General features: G+C 65.3%; 27 protein-coding genes and 1 tRNA gene. 13 read left to right on the top strand and 15 right to left on the bottom strand.

The genetic code is table 11. From position 1 onward, the window contains the following. Positions 1 to 54 precede the first annotated feature (54 nt). Complete coding sequence (locus tag ACTXG5_RS08205) at positions 55 to 597, top strand: phage holin family protein (protein WP_445163198.1); 543 nt, start codon at positions 55 to 57, stop codon at positions 595 to 597. Beyond that, positions 598 to 1,563, top strand: coding sequence for an alpha/beta fold hydrolase (locus tag ACTXG5_RS08200; RefSeq protein WP_445163197.1), 966 nt, complete (start codon positions 598 to 600; stop codon positions 1,561 to 1,563). On the opposite strand, the gene marP is transcribed toward ACTXG5_RS08200, so the two are convergent. From marP to nth, 4 genes are all read right to left on the bottom strand, one after another. Continuing rightward, positions 1,556 to 2,749 carry an acid resistance serine protease MarP gene (marP, locus tag ACTXG5_RS08195; RefSeq protein ID WP_445163196.1) on the bottom strand — a complete coding sequence of 398 codons (1,194 nt, stop codon included), beginning with the start codon at positions 2,747 to 2,749 and terminating at the stop codon, positions 1,556 to 1,558. The two genes, ACTXG5_RS08200 and marP, sit on opposite strands and share 8 nt — an antisense overlap. Before the next feature lie 5 nt (positions 2,750 to 2,754). Then, positions 2,755 to 3,453, bottom strand: coding sequence for an NUDIX hydrolase (locus ACTXG5_RS08190; protein WP_445164316.1), 699 nt, complete (start codon positions 3,451 to 3,453; stop codon positions 2,755 to 2,757). Positions 3,454 to 3,589: 136 nt separating this feature from the next. Further along, positions 3,590 to 4,234 (bottom strand): TlpA family protein disulfide reductase, encoded by a 645-nt coding sequence (locus ACTXG5_RS08185; protein WP_445163195.1) that lies wholly within the window; start codon positions 4,232 to 4,234, stop codon positions 3,590 to 3,592. 33 nt (positions 4,235 to 4,267) lie between these two features. Next, positions 4,268 to 4,948, bottom strand: coding sequence for an endonuclease III (gene nth / locus ACTXG5_RS08180; protein ID WP_445163194.1), 681 nt, complete (start codon positions 4,946 to 4,948; stop codon positions 4,268 to 4,270). A 161-nt stretch (positions 4,949 to 5,109) separates the two neighbouring features. On the opposite strand from nth, the gene ACTXG5_RS08175 reads away from it, so the two are divergent. Next, on the top strand, positions 5,110 to 5,505 hold the full coding sequence (locus ACTXG5_RS08175; RefSeq protein ID WP_445163193.1) for a hypothetical protein: 396 nt from the start codon (positions 5,110 to 5,112) through the stop codon (positions 5,503 to 5,505). A gap of 86 nt (positions 5,506 to 5,591) precedes the next feature. Beyond that, on the top strand, positions 5,592 to 6,266 hold the full coding sequence (crp, locus tag ACTXG5_RS08170; RefSeq protein ID WP_445163192.1) for a cAMP-activated global transcriptional regulator CRP: 675 nt from the start codon (positions 5,592 to 5,594) through the stop codon (positions 6,264 to 6,266). 71 nt (positions 6,267 to 6,337) lie between these two features. Here crp and ACTXG5_RS08165 read toward each other — a convergent pair whose 3' ends face one another. Genes ACTXG5_RS08165 through ACTXG5_RS08155 form a run of 3 tightly spaced genes read right to left on the bottom strand, consistent with a single transcriptional unit; the run spans position 6,338 to position 7,769 of the window. Further along, complete coding sequence (locus tag ACTXG5_RS08165; RefSeq protein WP_445163191.1) at positions 6,338 to 7,132, bottom strand: MBL fold metallo-hydrolase; 795 nt, start codon at positions 7,130 to 7,132, stop codon at positions 6,338 to 6,340. Between the two features lie 5 nt (positions 7,133 to 7,137). Next, positions 7,138 to 7,593 carry a RidA family protein gene (locus ACTXG5_RS08160; RefSeq protein ID WP_445163190.1) on the bottom strand — a complete coding sequence of 152 codons (456 nt, stop codon included), beginning with the start codon at positions 7,591 to 7,593 and terminating at the stop codon, positions 7,138 to 7,140. Positions 7,594 to 7,607: 14 nt separating this feature from the next. Further along, complete coding sequence (locus tag ACTXG5_RS08155) at positions 7,608 to 7,769, bottom strand: DUF4177 domain-containing protein (RefSeq protein WP_090607515.1); 162 nt, start codon at positions 7,767 to 7,769, stop codon at positions 7,608 to 7,610. A gap of 109 nt (positions 7,770 to 7,878) precedes the next feature. Between ACTXG5_RS08155 and ACTXG5_RS08150 the strand changes: the two genes are divergently transcribed. Beyond that, a complete protein-coding gene (locus ACTXG5_RS08150) occupies positions 7,879 to 8,901 on the top strand; it encodes an ArsA family ATPase (RefSeq protein WP_445163189.1) in 1,023 nt (340 codons plus the stop codon). After that, positions 8,898 to 10,055 (top strand): ArsA family ATPase, encoded by a 1,158-nt coding sequence (locus ACTXG5_RS08145; RefSeq protein ID WP_445163188.1) that lies wholly within the window; start codon positions 8,898 to 8,900, stop codon positions 10,053 to 10,055. Before ACTXG5_RS08150 ends, ACTXG5_RS08145 begins: the two co-directional genes overlap by 4 nt. A 238-nt stretch (positions 10,056 to 10,293) precedes the next feature. On the opposite strand, the gene ACTXG5_RS08140 is transcribed toward ACTXG5_RS08145, so the two are convergent. Beyond that, positions 10,294 to 10,644, bottom strand: a complete 351-nt coding sequence (locus ACTXG5_RS08140) for a WhiB family transcriptional regulator (RefSeq protein ID WP_445163187.1) — start codon at positions 10,642 to 10,644, stop codon at positions 10,294 to 10,296. A gap of 361 nt (positions 10,645 to 11,005) precedes the next feature. Between ACTXG5_RS08140 and ponA2 the strand changes: the two genes are divergently transcribed. The 4 genes from ponA2 (at position 11,006) to ACTXG5_RS08120 (ending at position 15,684) form a co-directional block, all read left to right on the top strand. Continuing rightward, positions 11,006 to 13,432, top strand: a complete 2,427-nt coding sequence (ponA2, locus tag ACTXG5_RS08135; protein WP_445163186.1) for a transglycosylase/D,D-transpeptidase PonA2 — start codon at positions 11,006 to 11,008, stop codon at positions 13,430 to 13,432. A 55-nt stretch (positions 13,433 to 13,487) separates the two neighbouring features. Beyond that, the gene (locus tag ACTXG5_RS08130; protein ID WP_445163185.1) at positions 13,488 to 14,447 is read left to right on the top strand and encodes a metallophosphoesterase; all 960 of its coding nucleotides are present in this window, start codon (positions 13,488 to 13,490) and stop codon (positions 14,445 to 14,447) included. After that, positions 14,444 to 15,550: a PLP-dependent cysteine synthase family protein gene (locus ACTXG5_RS08125; protein ID WP_445163184.1), complete on the top strand. Its 1,107-nt coding sequence runs from the start codon at positions 14,444 to 14,446 to the stop codon at positions 15,548 to 15,550. Before ACTXG5_RS08130 ends, ACTXG5_RS08125 begins: the two co-directional genes overlap by 4 nt. Positions 15,551 to 15,610: 60 nt before the next feature. Next, positions 15,611 to 15,684: transfer RNA gene (locus tag ACTXG5_RS08120), tRNA-Pro, on the top strand. A 113-nt stretch (positions 15,685 to 15,797) separates the two neighbouring features. On the opposite strand, the gene ACTXG5_RS08115 is transcribed toward ACTXG5_RS08120, so the two are convergent. Then, positions 15,798 to 16,292 carry a hypothetical protein gene (locus ACTXG5_RS08115; RefSeq protein ID WP_445163183.1) on the bottom strand — a complete coding sequence of 165 codons (495 nt, stop codon included), beginning with the start codon at positions 16,290 to 16,292 and terminating at the stop codon, positions 15,798 to 15,800. A gap of 389 nt (positions 16,293 to 16,681) precedes the next feature. Between ACTXG5_RS08115 and ACTXG5_RS08110 the strand changes: the two genes are divergently transcribed. Further along, a complete protein-coding gene (locus ACTXG5_RS08110; protein ID WP_445163182.1) occupies positions 16,682 to 18,094 on the top strand; it encodes a HAMP domain-containing sensor histidine kinase in 1,413 nt (470 codons plus the stop codon). On the opposite strand, the gene ACTXG5_RS08105 is transcribed toward ACTXG5_RS08110, so the two are convergent. Continuing rightward, positions 18,040 to 18,744 (bottom strand): response regulator transcription factor, encoded by a 705-nt coding sequence (locus ACTXG5_RS08105; protein WP_445163181.1) that lies wholly within the window; start codon positions 18,742 to 18,744, stop codon positions 18,040 to 18,042. The two genes, ACTXG5_RS08110 and ACTXG5_RS08105, sit on opposite strands and share 55 nt — an antisense overlap. A gap of 238 nt (positions 18,745 to 18,982) precedes the next feature. On the opposite strand from ACTXG5_RS08105, the gene ACTXG5_RS08100 reads away from it, so the two are divergent. Continuing rightward, complete coding sequence (locus ACTXG5_RS08100; protein WP_445164315.1) at positions 18,983 to 19,798, top strand: COG4705 family protein; 816 nt, start codon at positions 18,983 to 18,985, stop codon at positions 19,796 to 19,798. 15 nt (positions 19,799 to 19,813) lie between these two features. On the opposite strand, the gene ACTXG5_RS08095 is transcribed toward ACTXG5_RS08100, so the two are convergent. From ACTXG5_RS08095 to ACTXG5_RS08085, 3 genes are read right to left on the bottom strand one after another with little or no spacing between them, the layout of a single operon-like run. After that, the gene (locus ACTXG5_RS08095; RefSeq protein WP_445164314.1) at positions 19,814 to 20,995 is read right to left on the bottom strand and encodes a PPE family protein; all 1,182 of its coding nucleotides are present in this window, start codon (positions 20,993 to 20,995) and stop codon (positions 19,814 to 19,816) included. A 21-nt stretch (positions 20,996 to 21,016) separates the two neighbouring features. Further along, entirely contained in the window at positions 21,017 to 21,241 is a 225-nt protein-coding gene (locus ACTXG5_RS08090; RefSeq protein ID WP_445163180.1) for a PPE family protein, SVP subgroup, read from the bottom strand. After that, a complete protein-coding gene (locus ACTXG5_RS08085) occupies positions 21,162 to 22,226 on the bottom strand; it encodes a PPE family protein (protein WP_445163179.1) in 1,065 nt (354 codons plus the stop codon). Before ACTXG5_RS08085 ends, ACTXG5_RS08090 begins: the two co-directional genes overlap by 80 nt. Before the next feature lie 301 nt (positions 22,227 to 22,527). Here ACTXG5_RS08085 and ACTXG5_RS08080 point away from each other — a divergent pair, with 301 nt between their 5' ends. Continuing rightward, a complete protein-coding gene (locus ACTXG5_RS08080) occupies positions 22,528 to 23,106 on the top strand; it encodes a hypothetical protein (protein WP_445163178.1) in 579 nt (192 codons plus the stop codon). Here the strand turns inward: ACTXG5_RS08080 and ACTXG5_RS08075 are convergent. Then, positions 23,103 to 24,428 carry a cytochrome P450 gene (locus tag ACTXG5_RS08075; protein ID WP_445164313.1) on the bottom strand — a complete coding sequence of 442 codons (1,326 nt, stop codon included), beginning with the start codon at positions 24,426 to 24,428 and terminating at the stop codon, positions 23,103 to 23,105. The two genes, ACTXG5_RS08080 and ACTXG5_RS08075, sit on opposite strands and share 4 nt — an antisense overlap. 69 nt (positions 24,429 to 24,497) lie before the next feature. Then, a complete protein-coding gene (locus ACTXG5_RS08070; protein WP_445163177.1) occupies positions 24,498 to 24,878 on the bottom strand; it encodes a thiol-disulfide oxidoreductase DCC family protein in 381 nt (126 codons plus the stop codon). Positions 24,879 to 24,883: the final 5 nt, after the last annotated feature.

Below are 24,883 nucleotides of genomic sequence, written 5' to 3'. Positions count from 1 at the left end.
CATCGCCGCGCATGGCAACATAAACCGCGACGACAGCGACCGAGAGGACCGCCTGTGAGCAAAGTCGATCGAAAAAGCGGTGTGCCGAGCACGCTGACCTCGATTCCGTTGGCCGACCCGCACGCCGGCCACGGCGACCCGTCGATCGGTGAGCTGATCAAAGACGCGACGGCTCAGGCGTCCACCCTGGTGCGCGCCGAGGTCGAGCTGGCCCGGGCCGAGATCGTCCGCGACGTCAAGAAGGGCCTCACCGGCAGCGTCTTCTTCATCGCCGCGCTGGTGGTGCTGTTCTACTCCACCTTCTTTTTCTTTTTCTTCCTCGCCGAGTTGCTCGACAACTGGCTGTGGCGCTGGGTGGCTTTCCTGATCGTGTTCGCGATCATGGTCGTGGTCGGGGCCGTGCTGGCACTGCTGGGGTATTTGAAGGTGCGCCGGATCCGGGGACCGCGCCAGACCATCGAATCGGTCAAGGAGACGCGCACCGCGCTCACACCAGGCCATGACAAGGCAGCCGCCGCGAGCTTGGAGCTTGCTGAAGCGCCCGGTAAACACGCCAAGCCCGACGACGGCAACCCCACCGACCCCTCAGGTTGGTAGATGGCAGCACCAGATCCATCTGTGGTCCGCATCGACGGGCCGTGGCGCCATTTCGACGTGCACGCCAACGGCATTCGATTCCATGTCGTCGAGGCGCTGCCGGCCGACCCGGGCGCACCCGGTGCGGCGGCCGCACGACCGCTGGTGATGCTGCTGCACGGATTCGGTTCGTTCTGGTGGTCCTGGCGTCATCAGCTGCGTGGACTGACCGATGCTCGGGTGGTCGCGGTCGACCTACGTGGCTATGGCGGCAGTGACAAGCCGCCCCGCGGCTACGACGGTTGGACGCTGGCCGGCGATACGGCCGGACTCATTCGCGCGCTTGGGCATTCGTCGGCCACGCTGGTCGGCCATGCCGACGGTGGACTGGCCTGCTGGACCACCGCGCTGCTGCATTCGCGGCTGGTGCGCGCCATCGCGCTGATCAGCTCGCCACACCCGGCCGCATTGCGGCGATCGGCGTTGACACGCCGCGACCAGAGTTCCGCGCTGCTGCCGGCCTTGCTGCGCTATCAGCTGCCGCTGTGGCCCGAGCGCCTGCTGACCCGCGACAACGGAGCCGAGATGGAGCGTCTCGTCAGCACCCGTAGCTCCGCCAAATGGGTTGCTTCCGAAGACTTCTCGCAGACAATAGGTTATCTGCGGACGGCAATCCAGATTCCCGGCGCGGCGCACTGCGCACTGGAATACCAACGCTGGGCGGTGCGCAGCCAACTGCGTGGCGAAGGGCGGCGATTCCTGAAATCGATGTCGCGACAGCTGGGGGTGCCGCTGCTACACCTGCGCGGCGACGCCGATCCCTACGTGCTGGCCGACCCGGTCGACCACAGTCAGCGCTATGCGACGCAGGGACGCTACGTATCCATCACCGGCGCAGGGCATTACAGCCACGAAGAAAAACCCGAGGAAATCAACAGACACCTGATGAGGTTCTTCGAGCAGGTGCACGGACCCCGGATCAGCTGACGCAGTTCCCGGTGGCCACCTGTTGGGTGTCACCGATCCTGGATAGCTGACTGGATACCTCGCCGGCCGTCAACACGAACCCGGTGTCGGGATCATCGACGGCCGCGCCGAACACCACACCAAGCACGTGACCGCTCAAGTCGATCAACGGTCCGCCCGAATTGCCTTGCTCCACATTGGCTCTGATGGTGTAGACGTCGCGGGTAACCGGTGCCGGGTCCCGGTAGATGTCGGGACCGCTGAGTTTGATGGCCTCACGAATCCTGGCCGGGGTCGCGGTGAAGTTGCCGCCGCCGGGATAACCGAGCACGACAACATTGGTACCGGTTTTCGCCTCGGTATCACTGAAGGCCAGTGGCGGCGGCGGCAAGTTCGGGATGGCGAGAATGGCGATGTCGACCGACGGGTCATAGGACACCACGGTGGCGTCCAATGGATTGCCGCTGGCGTACACCTGGACACTGCTGGACCCGGCCACCACGTGCGCGTTGGTCATCACCCGATCCGGCGCGATGACAAATCCACTGCCCTCCAACACTTTCTGGCAGCTGGGAGCCAGGCTGCGCACCTTGACGACGCTGGGCGCGGTGGCCTGCACGATTGGATTGCTGGCCAGGGCGGGATCCGGTGACTCGACGGGAATGACCGGGGTGCGGCTGAACGGTTCCAGAACCGCGGGCAGCCCGGAGGTATTCAGCAGCGCCGAAAGGCGTTTGGGAACCGTCTTCAACCAGGAGGGTGCGACGTCGTTGACCTCAGCGAGCACCCGCGAACCCCGCACCGCGGCCGCCAGCTCGGGTTGGTCTTTGGACTGGGTGAGCGGAGTCGCCAGCAGCCACGCCGCGGTGAGCACCACGACAAGCTGCACGCCCACCCCGATGACCGAGTCGGCGGTTCGGATTGCGCGGCTGTGGATTGCGCCGCGGACGGCCCGTCCCAGCACCACACCGGCGACCTCACCGACGACGACCAGCGCGAGAATCAGGAACAGCGCGGCGAACAGCTTGGCTCGCGGCGCGGCGATGTGGCTGACGATGTGCGGCGCGAGCAGCACGCCGGCGATGGCGCCCAGCAGCACGCCGACGAACGAGAACAGCGAACCCACTGCGCCCGAACGCCAACCCGAGATGGCCGCGATGAAGGCGACGGCAAGAACAGCGACATCCAGCCACTGGGACGGAGTCATCGAGTTCATCGCGCACCGCCCTGGCCGACCAGCACCATCGCGTCGTCGAGTTCACGTACGTCGTTGGCGTCCCAGGGCTTTGCCCAGCCGGCGACATCGAGCACCGCAGAAATCACCTGGCCAGTGAATCCCCAAACCAGCATCTGGTTCAACAGAAACGCCGGACCGGCCCAACGGTTGCCGAGGTCGCCGCGGTAGACCATCAGCCGATTGTCCGGATTGATGAACGCGCGCACCGGAACCCGCGACACGATCGCCGTTTCGGCCTCGTTGACCACGGCCACAGGTCCGGGATCCGGCGAGTAGGCCAGCACCGGGATGACGTGGAACTGCGACGGCGCGATGAATGTCCGTTCCATCGTGACCAGAGGGTGCAGCCGGGTGATGTCGATCCCGGTCTCTTCGTGTGCTTCCCGCAGCGCGGTCGCAACCGGGCCGCTATCGGTGGGGTCGGATGCGCCACCGGGAAACGCCGCCTGCCCCGCATGGTGGCGCAGTGACGACGCCCGCACGGTGAGCAACAGGTCGGCCTCGTCGGGCACGCCGCCGTCGGCAGGCCCGGACTCGGGACCCGAAAACAGAACCAGCACAGCGGCCTCGCGGTCATCGCCGTGGGCGGCCGCCCTGGCCGCGGTCACCATCGCCAGCACGTCGGCCGGCAGCCGGCGCCGATAGGCGTCGGGGATCTCACCCACGTTGTCCATTAACGGGCGCAGCCAGGACGGGCAGGCGCCGGGCGTGAGGGGAACCGTCCCCTGTGCGCGGGCGGCACCGCCAGCACTCACCGGCGCCTCCTTGTCGGGTCCACCTGCCCGGCCTGTTTCGGACCGCCGAGCTCGTTCACGCGTCGTTTCCGACCGCGGCCGCGATCTCGTCGGCACTGGCGAAATCGCGCAGCAGCGTCTGCGCAACGCTACCGTCCGGTCGTAGCACTATCGTCGCGGGCACCACATTTGCGACCCGTAGCGCTGCCGGGATCAGCCGCCGCCCGTCCTGCAAGGTGGGGAGCTGAACACCCAGCTCCGCCAACCGCAGTAAGGCGGCCATCTCGTTCTCGTCTTGATGCACGGTTATCACCGTGACGTCGGACCCGACTCGTCGCTGATATTCGGCCATCGCGGGCAGTTCGGCCGCGCAGGGCGCGCACCAATACGCCCACAGGTTGATGACTACCCGCCGTCCGGCCAGTGCGCGAGCGACGTCGACAGTGGATCCGTCGGCAGCGCATTCGACCACCACACCGTGCAATGCCGTGGGGCCGGGCCCGTTGCCCGGTGCGGGGCATGGCGGGAGGTTCGCCCGCGCCCGGGGCCCGGCCAACGCCGCCGGCGTATCGGCGTCGCGGTGTTCGCGATCGGGTGACGGGCGGGTCGTGGCGGTTGTCGGGGGATCGTCGCGCAATTGAGCGACCAGCGCTGCCGTAAGCGCCACCACCACCGCCAAGATCGCGATGGTCCAGCGGGTTCTCGGAGTCAATGTCTTCATGCGCGGCGGAGGACGTGCGCGGTCCAGGCTGGGTTACAGCCCGACGAGGGAGAGGAGGTGCTCGGCCTCGGGACCCTGCACGAGGGGCGCTGCCAGCTCCGGTTCAGTGGGGCCGAGGCCGAACGACGGGCAGTCTTTGGCGAGCACGCAGACACCGCATGCCGGTTTGCGGGCGTGGCACACCCGGCGGCCATGGAAGATCACTCGATGGCTCAGCAAGGTCCATTCCCTGCGTTCGATCAGTTCGCCGACGGCGTGCTCGATCTTGACCGGGTCCTTTTCAGCGGTCCAGCGCCATCTGGCCACCAGCCGTTGGAAATGGGTGTCGACGGTGATCCCGGGGACATCGAAGGCGTTACCCAGGACGACGTTGGCGGTTTTGCGCCCGACTCCGGGCAGGGTCACCAGCTCGTCCATGGTCGACGGCACCTGGCCGTCGAACCGTTCGACCAGGGCTTGCCCGAGACCGATGAGCGAGCTCGCCTTATTGCGGAAGAAGCCAGTGGGCCGGATAAGGCCTTCCAGCTCGTCCCGATCGGCCTGGGCATAGTCCAGCGCCGAGGAGTATCGCGCGAATAATGCCGGTGTCGTCAGGTTCACCCGTTTGTCGGTGCTCTGGGCCGAAAGAATGGTGGCCACCGCCAGTTCCAGCGGCGAGGAGAAATCCAGTTCGCAATGTGCGTCCGGGAATGCTTGTGCCAGTGTGCGATTCATTCGGCGCGCCCGACGCACCAAACCGACGCGGGTTTCGGAAGACCAGCGGCGGGCGAGTCCCGAATCAGGCGTGGGGGCCTTTGATTTCGAGCGCCCAGACGGCCTTGCCACTGTCACCTACGACAGAGTACTGATTTCGTGATCTCGCTGAGACCTTGGGCATGTTTACTCTCCTTGTGTCATGGTTGCTGGTGGCCTGCGTACCGGGGCTGCTGATGCTCGCTGCGCTCGGCCTGGGCCGGCTCGAAAAGGAGCTCGCCCGAGAGTCGATTACGGCGACCGACGTGGACGAATTTCTCGAACAGGCGCAGCCAATGGATATGCACACGCTGGCTCGGGAAGGGATGCCCGAGGCGCTGGAATACCTGCATCGACGCCAGGCCCAGCAACTCGCTCTGTCGCCGCCGCCCAGCGCGCCCACGGGCCGGCATCGGGCCGAGCCGGTGTTAGCAAGCCACGTCAACGGGCCCGGCACGGCCCGATCACCGATGCGAATACACGCGCATTCAGGCGCAAATCCGCAATTAGGGGCGACTAGACACGTCAATCGTGTGTAGCGTTGGCACGTTGGCCTACCTCTAGACTCGTCACACGGGCAAGGTCGACACACCCATATCACTTCGTGGAAAGCTGAAGAGGCAACGTGGACGAGATCCTGGCAAGGGCAGGAATCTTCCAGGGGGTTGAACCCGGCGCAGTTGACGCACTAACCAAGCAATTACAACCCGTCGACTTCCCCCGTGGACACACCGTTTTCGCCGAAGGCGAGCCGGGCGACCGGCTTTACATCATCGTCTCGGGGAAGGTCAAGATCGGTCGTCGATCTCCGGACGGTAGAGAGAATCTGCTGACGATCATGGGTCCGTCGGACATGTTCGGCGAATTGTCGATCTTCGACCCGGGACCACGGACTTCCAGCGCCACCACGATCACCGAGGTGCGCGCGGTGTCGATGGACCGCGACGCGCTACGGGCCTGGATCGCCGATCGTCCCGAAATCGCCGAACAATTGCTGCGAGTCCTCGCCCGACGGCTGCGCCGCACCAACAACAACCTGGCCGACCTCATCTTCACCGACGTGCCGGGCCGGGTGGCCAAGCAGCTGCTGCAGCTGGCCCAGCGTTTCGGCACCCAGGAAGGTGGCGCGATGCGGGTCACCCACGACCTGACGCAAGAGGAGATCGCCCAGCTGGTCGGTGCTTCGCGAGAAACCGTCAACAAGGCGCTCGCCGATTTCGCCCACCGCGGGTGGATCCGGCTGGAGGGCAAGAGCGTGCTGATCTCGGACTCCGAGAGACTGGCCCGCCGAGCGAGGTAAGCGCGGGCGTAGCCCGGGCGCAACCGAGCGAGCATCCGACCCCGAGCGCGGTAAAGCTCCTCGGCGACGGCTCAGTCGCGACGCAGATAGTCCAATTGCGCCTGCACGGACCACTCCGCCGCATCCCAGAGCTTCTCGTCGACGTCGACATAGACGTATTCGACGATCTGACGGGCGGTGGCGTCGCCGCCGAGGTCCCACAACGCGGAGCGCACCTGCTCCAGGCGCTCATGGCGGTGCGTCAGGTAACCCGTGGCGACAGCTTCCAGGTCGGCCAAGTCGGGGCCGTGCCCGGGCAACACCGTGCGCCGGCCCAGGCCGCGTAGCCGCCGCAGCGACTCCAGGTAATCGGCCAGGCTGCCGTCTTCGTTGTCGATCACGGTGGTGCCGCGGCCGAGCACGCTGTCCGCGGTCAATACCGCGTCTTCGAGCAAGAACGACAGCGAGTCGGCGGTGTGGCCCGGGGTCGACATCACCTTGATCTTCAGGCCGGCGGCATCGATCACCTCGCCGTCGATCAGCTCACCGCCGAGGCCGCGCAGGAAGCCGCTGCCCGCCGACCGCACGGTCGCGCCGGTGAGCTCGACCAACTTGTCGATGCCGTCGGTGTGGTCGCCGTGCCGGTGACTGATCAGGACCAATGCGATGCGGCCCAGCGACGCGATCCGGGCGATGTGTTCGTCGTCGTCGGGTCCCGGATCCACGATGACCAGCTCGTCGCTGCGCGGACCGCGCAATACCCAGGTGTTGGTGCCATCCAGAGTGAGCAAGCCGGGGTTATCGGCCAGCAGCACCGAGGCAGTGTCGGTGACCGCCCGCAACCTGCCGTATGCGGGATGAGTCAGCGGCTCAGCGGTCTCGGTCACGGACGTTAGCCGACCTCCACGATCAACTCGACTTCCACGGGCGCATCCAGCGGTAGCTCGGATACCCCGACGGCCGAACGCGCGTGCGCGCCTTGCTCACCGAACACCTCGGCGAACAGGTCGGAGGCACCGTTGACGACGCCGGGCTGGCCGTTGAAGCCGGAAGCCGAGGCGACGAATCCGACGACCTTGACCACCCGGGTCACCGCATCGATGCCCACCAGCGAATTCACCGCGGCCAGCGCGTTGAGCGCGCAGATCCGCGCCATGGCCTTGGCGTCTTCGGGGCTCACCTCGGCGCCAACCTTGCCGCTTCCCGCCAACTTTCCATCCGTGATCGGCAGCTGGCCAGAGGTGTAGACCAGATTGCCGGTCCGCACCGCGGGAACGTACGAGGCCAGCGGCGCAACCAAATCCGGAAGCGCGATGCCGAGCTGCCCAAGCCGGGCCGAAGCGTTCATGAGCCCGAGTCCTCCTACTTGGGGCGCTTCAGGTAGGCGACGTGTTGCTCGCCGGTGGGGCCGGGCAGCACGGCCACCAGCTCCCAGCCGTCGGCGCCCCACTGGTCGAGGATTTGTTTGGTGGCGTGCGTCAGCAGCGGGACCGTGGCGTATTCCCACGGGGTCGGTTGGCTCATGACGCGAGCTTATCGGTCGCACTTGAACCACACTGGCCAGCCCGGTAGCCCGGCAAGAGATGTAGGTACCCGATTTGCGGGGGGTGCGAAGGGCTCGGGCTAGCATGCGATGGTGGCAACCATTCCTAGCGGCAACGCTGCCGCCGCCTGGCCGGCCCGCCTGACGAAGGCCCGCCTGCATTTCGTTACCGGCAAAGGCGGTACGGGCAAATCGACGATCGCGGCCGCACTGGCACTGACCCTGGCAGCGGGGGGCCGCAAAGTCCTGCTCGTCGAAGTCGAAGGTCGCCAGGGGATTGCGCAACTCTTCGACGTTCCCCCACTGCCTCACCAGGAACTCAAGATCGCCACTGCCGAGCGCGGCGGTCAGGTCAACGCGCTGGCGATCGACATCGAGGCCGCCTTTCTGGAATACCTCGACATGTTCTACAACCTCGGCATTGCCGGACGGGCGATGCGCCGCATCGGCGCGGTCGAGTTCGCAACGACGATCGCGCCCGGGCTACGCGACGTGCTGCTGACCGGCAAGATCAAGGAGGCGGTGGTGCGCCTCGACAAGAACAAACTTCCGGTTTACGACGCGATTGTCGTCGATGCCCCGCCAACGGGCCGGATCGCACGCTTCCTGGACACCACGAAGGCGGTGTCGGACTTGGCCAAGGGCGGGCCGGTGCACTCGCAGGCCGACGGCGTGGTCAAGTTGTTGCACTCCGACCAGACCGCCATTCATCTGGTGACGCTGCTGGAAGCACTGCCGGTGCAAGAGACACTGGAAGCCATTGAGGAACTTTCCGAGCTGGAGCTGCCGATCGGCAGTGTGATTGTGAATCGCAATATCCCGCTCTACCTGGAACCCGCCGACCTGGCAAAGGCCGCCGAGGGCGATATCGATGCGGACTCGGTGCGGGCCGGGTTGAAAGCCGCGGGAATCGAGCTCGACGCCGCCGACTTCGCCGGCTTGCTGACCGAAACGATCCAGCATGCCACCCGGATCAGCGCGCGCACCGAGACCGCCCAACAGCTCGACGCGCTCAAAGTGCCGCGGCTGGAGCTGCCGGCTATCTCCGACGGCGTCGATCTCGGCAGCCTATATGAACTTTCGGAATCGCTTGCGCAGCAAGGAGTTCGGTGAGCACTACACCAAAAGCTTTGGACCTGGCCGCAATCCTGGCCGACCGAGCCAATCGAGTCGTGGTGTGCTGCGGCGCCGGCGGCGTGGGCAAGACGACCACCGCGGCGGCAATGGCATTACGCGCAGCCGAATATGGCCGCACTGTCTGCGTTTTGACGATCGACCCGGCCAAACGGCTGGCTCAAGCGCTGGGAGTCAACGACCTCGGCAACACCCCGCAGCGGGTCCCGCTGGCGCCCGAGGTCTCCGGCGAGCTGCACGCGATGATGCTCGACATGCGCCGCACATTCGACGAAATGGTGATCCAATACTCCGGCCCAGAGCGGGCACAGGCGCTTCTGAACAACCAGTTCTACCAGACCGTGGCGACCTCGCTCGCCGGCACGCAAGAGTACATGGCAATGGAGAAACTCGGCCAATTGCTGGCGCAGGACCGCTGGGACCTGGTGGTGGTGGATACTCCTCCGTCACGCAATGCGCTGGACTTCCTGGACGCACCAAAACGGTTGGGCAGCTTCATGGATAGCCGACTGTGGCGGCTGCTGCTCGGGCCTGGCCGGGGCATCGGGCGGTTGGTCACCGGTGCAATGGGTTTGGCGATGAAGGCGTTGTCTACCATAATGGGTTCGCAATTGCTCAGTGACATAGCATCTTTCGTACAATCGCTAGATGCCACGTTCGGCGGTTTCCGCGAAAAGGCGGACCGCACGTACGCGCTGCTGAAAAGACGGGGTACCCAGTTCGTTGTGGTATCGGCGGCCGAACCCGACGCGCTGCGCGAGGCGTCGTTCTTCGTCGACCGGCTGTCGCAGGAGAGCATGCCGCTGGCCGGACTCATCTTGAACCGCACTCATCCGCTGTTGTGCGCACTGCCGGTGGAGCGGGCAATCGACGGCATCGAGTCGTTGAAGTCTGACGCAGACTCCGACGCCACATCGTTGGCCACGGCCGTACTCAAGATTCACGCCGATCGGGGCCAGACCGCCAAGCGGGAGATTCGGCTGTTGTCCCGGTTCACCGGGGCCAACCCGAGCGTGCCGATTGTGGGCGTTCCGTCGCTGCCCTTCGACGTATCGGACCTGGAAGCCTTGCGTGCGCTCGCCGACCAGATCACCGCGGTCGGCGACGATTCGGCCCGCTCTGCGGAGCGCTGAGCGGTCGCCAAATATTGGACCGGTGGGCGTCAGATGCGGGCTGCGCAGCCCGCTGTAGCGCGGCCAACTGGGCACCAAGCCCAGCTACCGTTGCGAATTGTCATCGCGCACAAGCTAGTTCGCGTTAGAATTAATATTGGACATGCGCTCAACGAAGCCAGCGCTGTAACAGAAATGTAATAGTGAGGCTCGGCCTATCAGTGCGTCTCGAAGAGCCGGCCCACCGACAGTCGAATCGTCAGCTGATGCCGCGGTTCCTGCGCTTGTCGAAGAAATCCGACCAGGACACCACCTCGGGGTGCTGCTTGAGCAGGGCCCTGCGCTGCCGCTCGGTCATGCCGCCCCAAACACCGAACTCAACCTTGTTGTCCAGCGCGTCTGCTCCGCATTCCTGCATTACCGGGCAATGACGGCAGATCACCGCGGCCTTGCGTTGGGCGGCGCCCCGAACGAAGAGTTCGTCGGGGTCAGTGGTCCGACACAGCGCCTGGGACACCCAGGCAATTCGTTCTTCAACTTCAACACTGTGAAGCACCCCCTGTGCTGCCGCAATGTTTGTTCGGCGTGCTGCCGGTCGTGTTCCTGACACGAGCTGTTCCCTTCCTCCCGGTCGCTATTTACGACCGCCCTCCTCGGGTGGCAGACCATCGCTGCGATCTACGCCACACTGTGCCGATCGGTGTTAGCTGAATCTCACCGTCTGTATAAGTTAGGTGGTCAGGAGCCAATTGCGCAACAGTCTGATAACGCTTTTTTTGGGACGGGCGTGCCGTCTTGTGATTGAGCGTAAGCGGAGTCATGGGACTGAGTACCCGTTTTGGGTAGCTGATATGTAACGCGCTTGAAAATTCCCGGCCCCAATGCTCAGCAAAGCCGCTGGTCACGACATCTTGGTCCGCTCTGCGGATCGACGGCACGGAGGGCATCAGGGGGCGGTTAATGTAGTACGCATGTCAGACCGCCCCCCGGCAGCTCTCACGATTCTTAAGCTTGCCGGATGCTGTCTGCTGGCCAGTGTGGTCACCACGGCACTGATGTTCCCCCTAGCAGGCGGGCTGGGACTGATGTCCAACCGGGCCTCCGAAGTGGTCGCCAACGGCTCGGCCCAACTTCTCGAAGGACAGGTTCCCGCCGTCTCGACGATGGTCGACGCGAAGGGCAACACCATCGCGTGGCTCTACGAGCAGCGACGGTTCGAGGTACCCACCGACAAGATCGCCAACACGATGAAGCTGGCGATCGTCTCGATCGAGGACAAACGATTCGCCGAACACAACGGTGTCGACTGGAAGGGCACGCTGACCGGGCTGGCCGGCTACGCGTCCGGTGACGTCGGCACCCGAGGCGGCTCGACGATCGAGCAGCAATATGTAAAGAACTACCAACTGCTGGTAACCGCCAAGACCGATGCCGAGAAGCGCGCAGCCGTCGAAACGACCCCGGCGCGCAAGCTGCGCGAGATCCGGATGGCGCTCACGCTCGACAAGACGTTCACCAAGCCGGAGATCCTGACCCGCTACCTCAACCTTGTCTCCTTCGGCAACGGCTCGTTCGGTGTGCAGGACGCCGCACAGACCTATTTCGGCGTCAACGCCGCGGATCTGAACTGGCAGCAGGCGGCGCTGCTGGCGGGCATGGTGCAGTCGACCAGCACGCTCAACCCGTACACCAACCCCGATGGTGCGCTGGCCCGGCGGAACCTGGTCCTGGACACGATGATCGACAATCTGCCGCAGGAGACCGACGCGTTGCGTGCCGCCAAGGCCACGCCGCTGGGGATATTGCCGCAGCCCAACGAACTGCCTCGCGGCTGCATCGCGGCCGGCGACCGCGCCTTCTTCTGTGATTACGTCCAGGAGTACCTCTCCCGCGCCGGGATCAGTAAGGAACAGGTGGCCCGGGGTGGCTACCTGATCCGCACCACGCTCGACCCAGACGTACAAATACCGGTCAAGACCGCCATCGACAAGTTCGCCAGCCCGAACCTGCCGGGCATTTCGAGCGTGATGAGCGTGATCAGGCCGGGCAAGGATTCGCACAAGGTGATGGCCATGGCCAGCAACCGCACCTACGGGCTCGACAGCGACGCCGGTCAAACCATGCGACCGCAGCCGTTCTCGCTCGTCGGCGACGGCGCGGGGTCGGTGTTCAAGATCTTCACCACGGCCGCCGCACTGGACATGGGTATGGGTATCAACGCCACCCTCGAGGTGCCGCCGCGGTTCCAGTCCAAGGGTCTGGGCAGCGGCGGGGCCAAGGGCTGCCCCAAGGACACCTGGTGCGTGATCAACGCCGGTAACTACCGCGGCTCGATGAATGTGACCGACGCGTTGGCCACCTCGCCCAACACCGCGTTCGCCAAGCTGATCTCGCAGGTCGGAGTGACGCGCACGGTGGACATGGCGATCAAGCTCGGGCTGCGCTCCTACGCCGACCCCGGCACCGCCCGTGACTACAACCCCGACAGCAACGAGAGCCTGGCCGACTTCGTCAAACGGCAGAACATCGGGTCGTTCACGCTCGGCCCGATCGAGGTGAATGCGCTAGAGCTGTCCAATGTCGCGGCCACGTTGGCGTCCGGCGGCGTGTGGTGCCCACCGAACCCGATCGACAAGCTGATCGACCGCAACGGCAATCAAGTCGCCGTGACCACCGAGACCTGCGATCAGGTCGTGCCCGAAGGCCTGGCCAACACACTGGCCAACGCGATGAGCAAGGACGCGACCGGCGGCGGCACGGCAGCAGGTTCGGCCGGTGCCGCGGGATGGGATCTTCCGGTGTCCGGCAAGACCGGCACCACCGAGGCCCACCGCTCCTCCGGGTTTGTCGGCTTCACCAGTCGCTACGCGGCGGCGAACTACATCTATGACGACTCCACCACGCCGACGGATTTGTGCTCGTCCCCGTTGCGCCATTGCGGCGAGGGTGACTTGTACGGCGGTAACGAGCCGGCGCGTACCTGGTTCACCGCAATGAAGCCGATCGCGCTGAGCTTCGGCGATGTCAAACTGCCGCCGACGGACCCCCGCTACGTCGAAGGCGCACCCGGCTCACGAGTGCCGAGCGTCGCCGGCATGGACGTGGACGCGGCGCGCTCGCGCCTCAAGGACGCGGGCTTCCAGGTCGCCGAGCAAACCAATTCGGTCAACAGCACCGCGAAGTTGGGCGAGGTGGTCGGAACGATGCCCACCGGCCAGACGATTCCGGGATCGGTCATCACAATCCAGGTCAGTAACGGCATCCCGCCGCCTCCGCCTCCGCCTCCCGACGGTGTGCCGCTGCCCATCGGTTCGCAGGTCATCGAAATCCCCGGACTGCCGCCGATCACCATTCCGCTGCTGGCACCGCCACCACCGCCGGGACAGCCGCCTCCCTAGGCTCGCTCGCACCCAAGATGCGCTGTGAGTTCGCGGCCGGCAGTAAACTGCGCGCATGGCCGATGTTTTGCCCACCCTGATACGCGCCGGCGCCGTCGCGCTGGGCTCGACCGTCGCCGGCATCGGTTACGCCGCGGTCGTCGAGCGCAATGCGTTCGTGCTGCGCGAGATAACCATCCCCGTCTTGTCGCCGGGGTCCACACCGCTGCGGGTGCTGCATATCAGCGATCTGCACATGCTGCCCAACCAGCGCCGCAAGCAGGCGTGGGTGCGTGAACTGGTCGGCTGGGAACCCGACCTGGTCGTCAACACCGGCGATAACCTGGCGCACCCCAAAGCGGTCCCCGCGGTCGTCCAGGCTCTGGGCGATCTGCTGTCGCGTCCGGGCGTGTTCGTCTTCGGCAGCAATGACTACTTCGGGCCGCGCCTGAAGAACCCGTTGAACTACCTGACGAACCCGTCGCACCGGGTAAAGGGTGAACCGTTGCCGTGGCAGGATCTGCGGGCGGCGTTCACCGAGCGCGGCTGGCTCGACCTCACCCACACCCGCCGCGAGTTCGAGGTGGCCGGCCTGCACGTCGCCGCTTCGGGCGTGGACGACCCGCACATCGACCGCGACCGCTACGAGACGATCGCGGGTCCGGCCAGCCCGGCGGCGAATCTGCGGCTGGGACTGGTTCACTCACCGGAGCCACGGGTGCTGGACCGCTTCGCTGCCGACGGCTACCAGCTGGTGATGGCCGGACACACCCACGGCGGCCAGCTGTGTTTGCCGTTCTATGGCGCGCTGGTAACCAACTGCGGCCTGGACCGGTCCCGGGCGAAGGGGCCGTCACGGTGGGGCGCCAATACGCAGTTGCATGTCTCCGCCGGGCTGGGCACCTCCCCGTTTGCGCCGGTGCGGTTCTGTTGCCGTCCCGAAGCAACCCTGCTGACGTTGGTCGCCGCTCCGATGGGTGGGCGGGATTCCAGGAGCAACCTGGGTAGCTCACATCCCGCGGCCTCGTTGCGTTGAACGATCGGCCCCAGATCGCGGACCGCAGTCTGCCGCGCAGCTGGACCGACAACGCGATTCGCCTGATCGAGGCCGATGCCCGTCGCAGCGCCGACACCCATCTGTTGCGCTACCCGCTGCCGTCGGCCTGGTGCACCGACGTCGACATCGCGCTGTACCTCAAAGACGAGTCGACGCATATCACCGGCAGCCTCAAGCACCGGCTGGCGCGCTCGCTGTTCCTGTATGCGCTGTGTAACGGGTGGATCGGCGAGGGCACCACGGTCGTCGAGGCGTCGTCGGGTTCGACCGCGATATCCGAGGCATACTTCGCGTCCCTGCTGGGTCTGCCGTTCGTCGCCGTGGTCCCGTCGAGCACCAGTGCCTCCAAGGTCGCACTGATCGAATCACAAGGCGGCCGTTGCCATTTCGTGGAGAAGTCGAGCGAGGTGTACGCCGAGGCGCAGCGTGTCGCCCAACAGACCGGCGGCCACTATATGGATCAGTTCACCAACGCCGAGCGCGCCACCGACTGGCGCGGCAACAACAACATCGCCGAGTCGATCTTCGAGCAGATGCGCGACGAGAAGTACCCCATCCCGGAATGGATCGTGGTCGGCGCGGGCACCGGCGGAACCAGCGCGACGATAGGCCGCTACCTCCGCTACCAGCGGTACGCCACCCGGCTCTGCGTGGTCGACCCGGAGAACTCCGCGTTCTTTCCCGCCTACGCCCAAAAGCAATACGACCTGGTGATACCCGCGTCGTCTCGTATCGAGGGGATCGGCCGGCCGCGGGTCGAACCGTCGTTCCTGCCCGACGTGGTCGACCGCATGGTCGCGGTGCCCGACGCGGCGTCGATCGCCGCTTCCCGCCATGTCAGCGCCGTACTGGGACGACGCGTGGGACCGTCGACGGGAACCAACCTGTGGGGCGCGTTCGGCCTGCTCGCCGAGATGGTCGCCGCGGGCCGCAGCGGTTCGGTGGTCACGCTGATCGCCGACAGCGGCGACCGCTACGCCGACACTTATTTCAGCGACGAGTGGGTCGGGGCTCAGGGGCTCGATCTCACCGATCCGGCCCGGACGCTGGTCGAATTCGAGAGCAACAGCGGCTGGATCTAGCCGTCAGCCAGCGGTTTGGCGAGTCGATGGGCGGGTGCGATAGGCTGTCGTGGCTTCACGCGGGGTGTGGCGCAGCTTGGTAGCGCGCTTCGTTCGGGACGAAGAGGTCGTGGGTTCGAATCCCGCCACCCCGACTATCAACTGGCTGACAAAGCCGGTTTTAGACGGCGCTGGGCAATCTGGCCTAGCGTACTGGGCACGTTTCCCAGCTGAAAACTGCTCAGCGACAGTCCATTTCCCACTCCGGCTAAAGCCGCCAGCCCCGCTGACCAGCGGCGGCCTGCGGCGAAGGGAGTTTTTCCCCGCCGAACTGAGCGGCGTAGGCATTAAACGCGTCGACGGCGGCCCGTTCTTGTGGCGCCGCTTGCGCCACGATGCCGGGAACCTCAGTCTGCTTCCTGCCGCACATGTCGGCGCTGGCGCAAGACATGGCATCGAGCGTGTCCGCGAATGACACTGCTTCGTTCTGTAAGTGGGTTAAGACTTGCTGGTCATAACAGCCATAAACCCGCGGACTGTCGACCAGCTTTGCGTCCGCACGTATTTCGGTGCCTAGAACACCTGCCGCTTCGCCAATGCGCTGGGTATCAACGGATACGACCGCTGAATCGTAGGTTTTCAGTCTCACTGTGAGGGGACTTGCCAGATCATTCGCGTAGTGCTGCTGATAAAACTCCGGCGACTCGACGTTCTGAGACGCGCGTCCCTTACATGTCTCACCACCCGCAAGCGTCGTGACCACGCCGGGCCGAGACGTAGATGACCCCGCCGGTGTCCCCGGGGAGCCGCACGCGGACACAGCCAACGCAACACCCAGAACGGCGAATCGAGCGAGCACATGCCCGCGCGACATCTGAGGCTGCAAGCTCACTCCACTCAACGCTCCCCCTACCCGCCTGCCGAAGGTTATCCGGATGAACGTTTCTCGCGCAGCATATTTGGGCCGACAGGATGAAGTGATACCGGGCCTACCTCGACGCGACCGTCCGCCGCATGCGTCTCCGATGCCTCCTCAGCGTTGACTCAGCGACGAATCTGTACCGTCGGGCACCGCGCGGGACGGCGACTCCGTAGTCTCGAGCGGTACGGAGGAACGATGTCACATCGGCGCATGCGGGTTGGTCAGTGCTGATGGCAGATTCAGGCCGGAAACTGACGGTGTTGCGCCCGCGAGTTTGGAGCATCTCGGCCCGCTCGGCAGTGGTGTCGGCCACCGTCATTCTGGTGGCACTCACACTGGCCGGCGCGATCCTGCTGGCGGTGTTGTACTTCTCGTTGCTTTCATCGGTCGACGACGCGGCGGCAACCCGCCTCCGCGACATCACCAAGACGCTCCAGGCAGACACCCCCGATCTCGATCCGCCCCTGCTGGCCACCGACCAGCGCGTCGTCGCCGTTCAAATTTTCGACGGTGCCGGGCATCCGGTGGCGCAGTCAACCCCCGCACCCGAGCCCCCGTTGATCGAGCTCAACAAGCTCGAAAGCAGCCCGCGAATCGGGATAGCGGGCGCAGTCCGGCTGCGTGACGTGCGGGTATCCGGACAGGTGCTCGACACGCCAACGGGGCGTTACGCCGTACTTGTCGGCACCGGCACCGAGAATGTGGAGACCACCGTGTTCGCAGCGGCGATCGGCCTGGCCATCGCCGCGCCATTGGTGATCGCGGCCGCGGCCCTGGCCACGTACGTCCTGGTGCGACGGTCGCTACGTTCCATGGAGGCGATTCGCTCCCGGGTGGCCGATATAAGCGCCTCCGATCTGACAGAACGCGTACCCGTGCCACCGCACCGCGACGAGATCTTCACGCTGGCGACCACGATGAACGAGATGCTTTCCCGCCTCGAATCCGGCCAAGCGGCCCAACGTCGGTTTGTCGCCGATGCATCCCATGAACTGCGCAGCCCGCTGTCCACGGTGATCTCGGCCCTCGAAGTCGGCGTCGCCCACCCCGACCTGCTCGACGATCGACTCGCTGCCGACACACTGTTGCCCGAAGCGCGTCGGATGCAATCGCTGGTGGAGGACCTGTTGCTGTTGGCCCGGGCCGACGAACGAGGATTGGCGCTGCGCCGCGCTGACGCCGACCTCGACGACCTGGCCCTCACCGAGGTCACCCGGCTGCGGCGCGTGACGGCGCTGGATGTGCACGCCGAACTTGCTCCGACGCGGCTAATAGGCGACTCGAGCGCGCTGTCGCGCGTGCTGCGCAACCTTCTTGACAACGCGGCTCGACACGCAACGTCGCGGGTGGAGGTGGCGGTGCGATCCGGCCACGGTCAAGCGTGCCTGACCGTGGCCGACGACGGTCCCGGGATCGCGCCGGCCGATCGGTTAAGAGTGCTCGAGCGGTTCGTGCGACTGGACACCAACCGCTCCCGCAGCGGCGGCGGCACCGGGCTGGGACTGGCTATCGTGTTCGAAATCGTTGCCGCGCACGGCGGCAGCGTGCGCATCGACGACCGTCCCGGCGGCGGCACCGCGGTGGTCGTTCAGCTCCCGCTGGTCGCGCCGACGCCGGCGTCGTCCTCGGCGTCCAGCCGATAGCCGACCCCGCGAACTGTCTCAATTGTGTTGGTGCCGAATGGGAAATCGATCTTGCGCCGCACATAAAAGACATAGACCTCGACGAGGTTGTCGTCCCCGGAAAAGTGCGGATCCCACACGTTATGCAAGATATCGGTCTTACTCATCACCACACCCTTGTTGCGCATCAGATAGTGCAGCAGCCCGTATTCGCGCGGTGTCAAGGTGATCGTGTCGGCGTTGCGCCGCACGATCCGCCGCGCCGGATCTAACGACAAGGTGCCCGCGGTCAACACGACCGGCCGCTGGGGGGCGCCGCGGCGAACCAACGCCCGCAGCCGCGCGATCAGCACGATGAATGAGAACGGCTTGGTCAGGTAGTCATCGGCGCCCAAGTCGAACGCGTCCGCCTGCTCGTAGTCGCCGTCCTTGGCAGAAAGCATCAACACCGGTGTCCAAACCTCTGCTGCGCGCATGCGGCGCAGCACCTCGTAGCCACTCAACCCCGGCAGCATGATGTCCAAAATGATTGCGTCGAAACGGTTCTCAGTGGCCTCCCACAATCCATCCGAACCGTTGTCGGCAGTCGTCACCACACATCCCTCGGCGCGCAACCCCATCGTCAGCGTCGCCGCCAGCCGCGGCTCGTCCTCGACGACCAGCACCTTCACCCGCTTGACCCATCCGTCATCGTCACGTCATCGCCTCGGGATGCCCCGCCGCCCCATCTGACCACGGTGGCACGGGAACGCTGAGAAAACGCTGAGGCCGGCGGAATCCCGGTTCTCAGTGTCCTCTCAACTCGGCTCAGCAAGGATGAAGACCGCGCACTGCCGCGCACCGACGCGTGGTGATAGACGCCTCAAACCCAGCGTTCCGCACATCGACAGGTGAGCATTCATGAGCGAGATGACGAAACAAGCACTGACCAAGGTGCCGGCGGTCACCCTTGGGTTTTGGGTCATCAAAGTTTTGGCAACGACGCTCGGCGAGACGGGCGGCGATACCGTCACGATGACGCTGGATTGGGGATACCTGGCCGGGGTGGCACTATTCGGCGGCGCCCTGATCGCACTTGTCGCCGCACAGATTTTCGCCAAGCGCTTCCACGCGGTTCTTTACTGGCTCACGATCGTCGCCTCGACGACATTCGGCACCGTGTTGGCCGACTTCGCCGACCGCTCGCTGGGGATCGGATACACGGGCGGATCGCTGCTGCTGCTGTTCTGCCTGTTGGCCACCCTTGGGCTCTGGCATTGGACGCAGGGCTCGGTGTCGGTGAATACCGTCTCGACGCCGAAAGTCGAAGCGTTCTATTGGGCCACGATCACCTTTTCGCAGACTCTGGGCACCGCCCTCGGCGATTGGCTCGCCGACGACGGCGGGCTCGGTTACGAAGGTGGTGCGCTGGTATTCGGCGTCGGGCTGCTCGTCGTCGCAGCCCTGTACTACTGGACGAGCATCTCGCGCGTCGCCCTGTTTTGGGTCGCTTTCATCCTGACCCGGCCCCTCGGCGCGACCGTCGGCGATTTCCTCGACAAGCCGGTCGACCACGGCGGCTTGAACCTAAGCCGCCCGCTGGCTTCTGCGGTGATCGCCGCCATCATCGTCGTCCTGCTCATCGTCCTGCCGCAGCGCCCAGGCCGCCATCCCGGTGCGGAGCACAATGCCGAGGCGATGGACACGGAGTCGGAGTCGGTCGACGACGCTGGCCAGCAGCGGTAGGGCTTTCATCTGTGGTTATCCCGCGGCGGGTGGGCGTCCGATGACGCGGGGCCGGAATCCGTAGATCGGTTCGGCGAACTCATCCTCGTGCGCCCCGGGCATACCCGCCAGCGGCACCCCCGGCATGCCCACTCCTCCGGCCTCTTCCATCACCATCGGGGTGGCGGCGCCAAAGCTGTGATACGCCCCGGCCCCGACCTGAGTCGTGGCCGCAACCGTGCTGACCGTTGCCCCGCTGCCGGCCCAGGCCGGCGGGACCGATAAGGCCCCCACCAGGCTCGCCTGCCCCACTGCCGCCGTCGCCGCCGCACCGGGCAGGGCCGTGGTCGCAGACGCGAACGACGCGCCACTCCCCAGACCGGCGGCCAGATCCTCCAGCCCGTCCGTGCTTGCACCTACCGCACCCAGGGAGTTGACCGTCACCATCGAATCGACGAACGTCGTCGGGTTCAGCATCCCGTTGGTGGTGAACCCGTTAGAGATACCGGAGACGGACGCGTTGTTGAGGAAGGCCCCGATCAGATTCGGGTTGGAATTGCTGAAAAAGTTCATCACGCCGGCAAGTCCGGTGGTGGAGGTATTCGAATTGGGCGACAGGCCAAGGAAATCCCAGATACTGGTCGCCTGAGGGGCGGCCAGGGCGTCGGCCTGCAGGGTCGTTGCGTCTGTGGTGGTGTCGGACTGCGGTTCGCTGAATGCCGTCATCTCGCTGGCGGCGCGCGAGGCGGTGCTGTAGCCGGTCATCGCGGAGGCGTCTTGGGCCCACATCTCGCCGTATTGGACATCGGTGGCCGCGATCGCCCCGGTGTTCTGGCCAAAGATGTTGCTGGCCACCAGATTCGCCGCCAAAGTGCGGTTAGCCGCGACAACCGGCGGAGGCACCGTCGCGGCAAACGCGGCCTGATACGCCGCCGCGGCCGTGCTGGCTTGCGCGCCGGCCTGCTCGGCTTGGACGGCGGTAGTGCTGAGCCACCCGAGATAGGGTGCGACCGCCGCCGCCATCTTCGCCGACGACGGACCCAGCCAGCCCTCACTGACCAGCGACCTGATCACCGATTCATAATTGATTGCCGCCGACCGCATCTCAGCAGCCATCGCGTTCCATGCAGCCGCCGCAGCCAACAGTGGTCCCGACCCAGCACCGGCATACATCTTGGCCGAGTTGACTTCCGGCGGTAACGCCCCAAAATTCAGCATCACATCTTCTCCTGAATTCTCTTATCCGGCAGCCGGGGGACGCGGCATGACCACAGGGCGAAACCCATACCGTGGAATCGCGCGGCGCAGCCTGCGCCCGTTACCGCCCAGCGGACCCGCCACACCTCCCGGCCCCCCCGCCGCCGGCGCCCCCGATGTCCCAATATCACTGAGACCACTCACCGGCGCCGCCGTTTGACCGGCGGCGATATTGGCCGCCGACGCCCAACTCTGGGGCACCGACATCGACCCCACCAGATGCGCGTTGCCCGCCGCAGCACTTGCACCGCCCAGGCCCCGCTGACGGAACAGTGTCAGATGCCAGGGCGGCAGTCCCGGCGCCTTCCGCGCCGAAACCGAAGTCCTCTAGACCCTGCATGACCGTGGCGCTCGCGCCCATGGCACCCACTGCCGATGCCAGGATCGTTTGCGGGTTGAACGGGCCGCCACCTATCGACCCGGTAATGACCGAGTTGCTGAAGAAGTTGCTTCCCAAGAAGCTGCCCAACGCCGTGTTGTTCGACCCGTCCAACAGGCCCGTCAGGTAGTCAGTCAGCGATCCTTGGGATGCGGCAGCAGCAAGAGGGTCAGCGGCGAGCTCATTTGCCGAGAAGGTGTTGGCCGACAACAGCGACTGCGTATTCCCGGCCGCCGAGTTGGCTGCTTGGCTGACCGCCTCGTTTTGTCCGGCCGCCGCGTCGGGGGTGGTGTTCGTTCGCGGCGAGGTGAACGGCGTGATTTGTGCCGCGGAGTTCGAAGCGGTGGCGTAACCGCTCATCGCTCCGGCATCCTGGGCCCACATTTCGGCGTATTCGGCTTCAGTGGCCGCGATCGCCGGCGTGTTCTGCCCGAAGATGTTGGAGGCCACCAGGTTCGCCAGCAGGGTGCGGTTGGCCGCCACCACCGGCGGAGGCACCGTCATCGCAAACGCGGCCTCAAAAGCCGTCGCGGCCGCATGCGCCTGCACACCGGTCTGCTCAGCCGCAGCGGCAGTGGTGTTCAGCCACATCAGATAGGGCTCGGCAGCGGCCAACATCGACGTCGATGATGGGCCGAACCAGCCTGCGCTGAGCAGCTCCCTAAGCACCGAATCGTAAGCAGTTGCCGCCGAACGCATCTCAGCAGCCAACGCATTCCAAGCAACCCCAGCAGCTAACAACGGCCCAGGCCCCGGACCGGAATACATTCTGACCGAGTTGACTTCCGGCGGTAACGCCGCAAAATCCAGCATAATTCCAACCACACCGTGATCGGTCAACGACCGCGGAACCCCGTGTTGCCCACAGCGCCCGACCGTACAAGTTCGTCGCTGAGTCAGCGCTGAGAAATCATCGGAATTCGGCCAGCAACAGACTCTGTTCTCGGCCTAAGCCTTCCTCGCCTCGCAGCGATCCCCACGAAAATTGGCTCGTAATTCCGCGCCGGGTTCGTCCGAAAGGCCGATCCGCCCGCTGCGCAAATCCGCACGAAACATTGTCGGCGGCTAGCCACAACAATCGGCGCCTCGCCGCGGCGGGCATTCCGCATTAGACTTGGCCGACATGGCGTTGGTCAGGCCGATCTCCGAGCGGCGAACGAGTCGCGGATCGCGCCAAACCGTCGCCAGCCTCCTCGATTCTGCGACGTCCGCCGACTTTCCTTACCATCCAACGCTTTTGGAGATCGCTCAACGGCAGCAGGAGATCGACGTATGGGATGCGCTGCAAGTCGGCGGCTACCGATTCGCTAAACCCGGCACCATTATCAGTTTCCTGATCTCCGCCGTGATGCTGTTTCTCGCGCTGACCCCCATTCCACCGAACTGGCCATGGAACATCCCGTTGGTCATTGTGGCCATTTTTGGCGCAGTGGCGATGGTGGTCTGCGGCTTGCTGTGGTTCGACACTCCCAGCGGCGGTCCCCGCCCTGAGCGGTTGGCAATCGTGCCCTTTTCCGGGGCGGAAAACCTGCACCTCATGAACGGGCAACCCGTCGAGCCGTACCTCGCGACCTGCACGTGCCCCGGCTGCGGCGATCTCTCCACCCATTTGGTCCGTCAGCCCGCCGAGGGCGAACCGGCGACAGTTACCCGGCGTTGCCGCATCTGCGCGCGGGAGTGGTCACAAAACTAGCGTGGTGTGCGAGGGCGGAACCGCACTCGGGTTCCATGCTGGGGCGCAAGCATTATCGAGCGCCGCACTATCCTCTCCGCCTTTTCGTCGACGGCGCTGAACTCGCCTTCGCGCAACAGGGCGTGCAGCACAGTGATCAGCTCTCGCATCGAAAAGCTCGCCCCCAGACAGCGTTTGATACCCCCACCGAATGGGACCCATGCGTACGTTTGCGGTCGGCTACCGAGGAATCGTTCGGGTCGGAACTCGTTGGGATGCGCGTAGGTCTGCGGGTTGCGGTTGATGGCGACGATATGCACGACGATTCGCGTTCCGGCTTCGATACAGTAGCCGCCGATAGGAAACGGTTGCGCGGCAACGCGTGCCGTGAACGGCGCGGGGGGACGTATCCGCAATGTCTCGTTGATCACCGCGGTGGTGAAGTCTTCCCCGCCATTGATGGCCTCAGCCTGCACACGTTGTAGCGCATCAGGATGGTGCAGCAGAAGGTCGAAGACCCATGCCAGCGTGGTTGCTGTCGTTTCGTGACCGGCCAGCATCAAGGTGATCAGATCATCGCGGATCTCGTTGTCCGACAATTGTTCTCCGTCGTCGCCGCGGGCGGACATGAGCAATGTCAGAATGTCGAGCTTCTCGCTGCGACGGGGATCGGATCGTCGCGCGGCGATCAGCGGCATGACGACCGCATCGATCTCCCGGTTGGCCTGCGCCCGCGCCGGCCACACGCGCAAGACGCCCAGCCGCCGCAGTGCGTAGCGGACCGTCAACTGCTCGGAGACACCGAGATTCAGCAATCGTTCGAATGGGCGGCCCAATCGCCGCACCTCGTCAGGATCGTCCACGCCGAAGATGACCTTGACGATCACGTCCAGCATCAGCGACCGCGCCGCCTTCAGCATCTCGAACGGTCGATCGACGGGCCAACTGCGCATCGCCGCGCGTGCTGAGTTCTCCATGATCGGCACGTAACTGCTCAGCGCCGCGCCGTGCAGTGGAGGCGTCAGAAGCTTGCGCCGCCGCAGATGTTCGGGCTCCTCTTGCACGAACATCGATCCCGAGCCGTAGATCGCCGCCGCGGGTCCCACCCCTTCGCCGCCGAGCAGGACGTCGGGCGCGGCGGTGAAGACCTGCTTGACCAACTCCGGGTCCGACACGATCGCGACATTGCCCAAACTGAGGATGGGCATCGTCATTATCGGTCCGTACCGGCGGATCAATCGCAGCATCCGACGCTCGCCGCCCACCAGATACGCCAGCGCGTACGCGCCGGCAAAGGCCGGACGAAACACCCGCGGCGCGGGCAAACCGGGTGGACGACTCATGCCATTCGGCGAGTTCTCGCCACGAATGGCGGGGGCTGCCACGCGCCGATGCCAATCAGAGGGCGGCGACTACGCGCATCGCTCAGGCTCGGCTTCGCACAGCGGCGTCACACCGCGGAAGCGATATCGATGTGTCGCCACCCAGCGGTAGATGACGTTCTGCGCCGCGCCAACGCCGGGAATCCGGTAGATCCACAACGGCAACCGCGTGCCCAGTGCCGTGGCCAGGGCGACATTCATGGCGTGTGCGCCGGCGAAGACCGCGCCGGACGAGTCCAGCCACCACGCCGATTCCAGCATTCGGTCGTCGGTAACCCCGAGCCGGTCGGCCATCCCCGGCGATTGCATCGGTTCGATGCGCAGCATGCCGGTTCGATCCCACCCAGCCAACAGGTTGACCGCCCGGGTGCACACCCCGCACCGACCGTCGAAAACTAAAACGCCGTGCATACCGT

This window comes from Mycobacterium sp. Dal123C01 (assembly GCF_052566995.1).
Note: the sequence above shows the minus strand (reverse complement) of the source record. Positions and strands in the feature narration are given on the sequence as shown.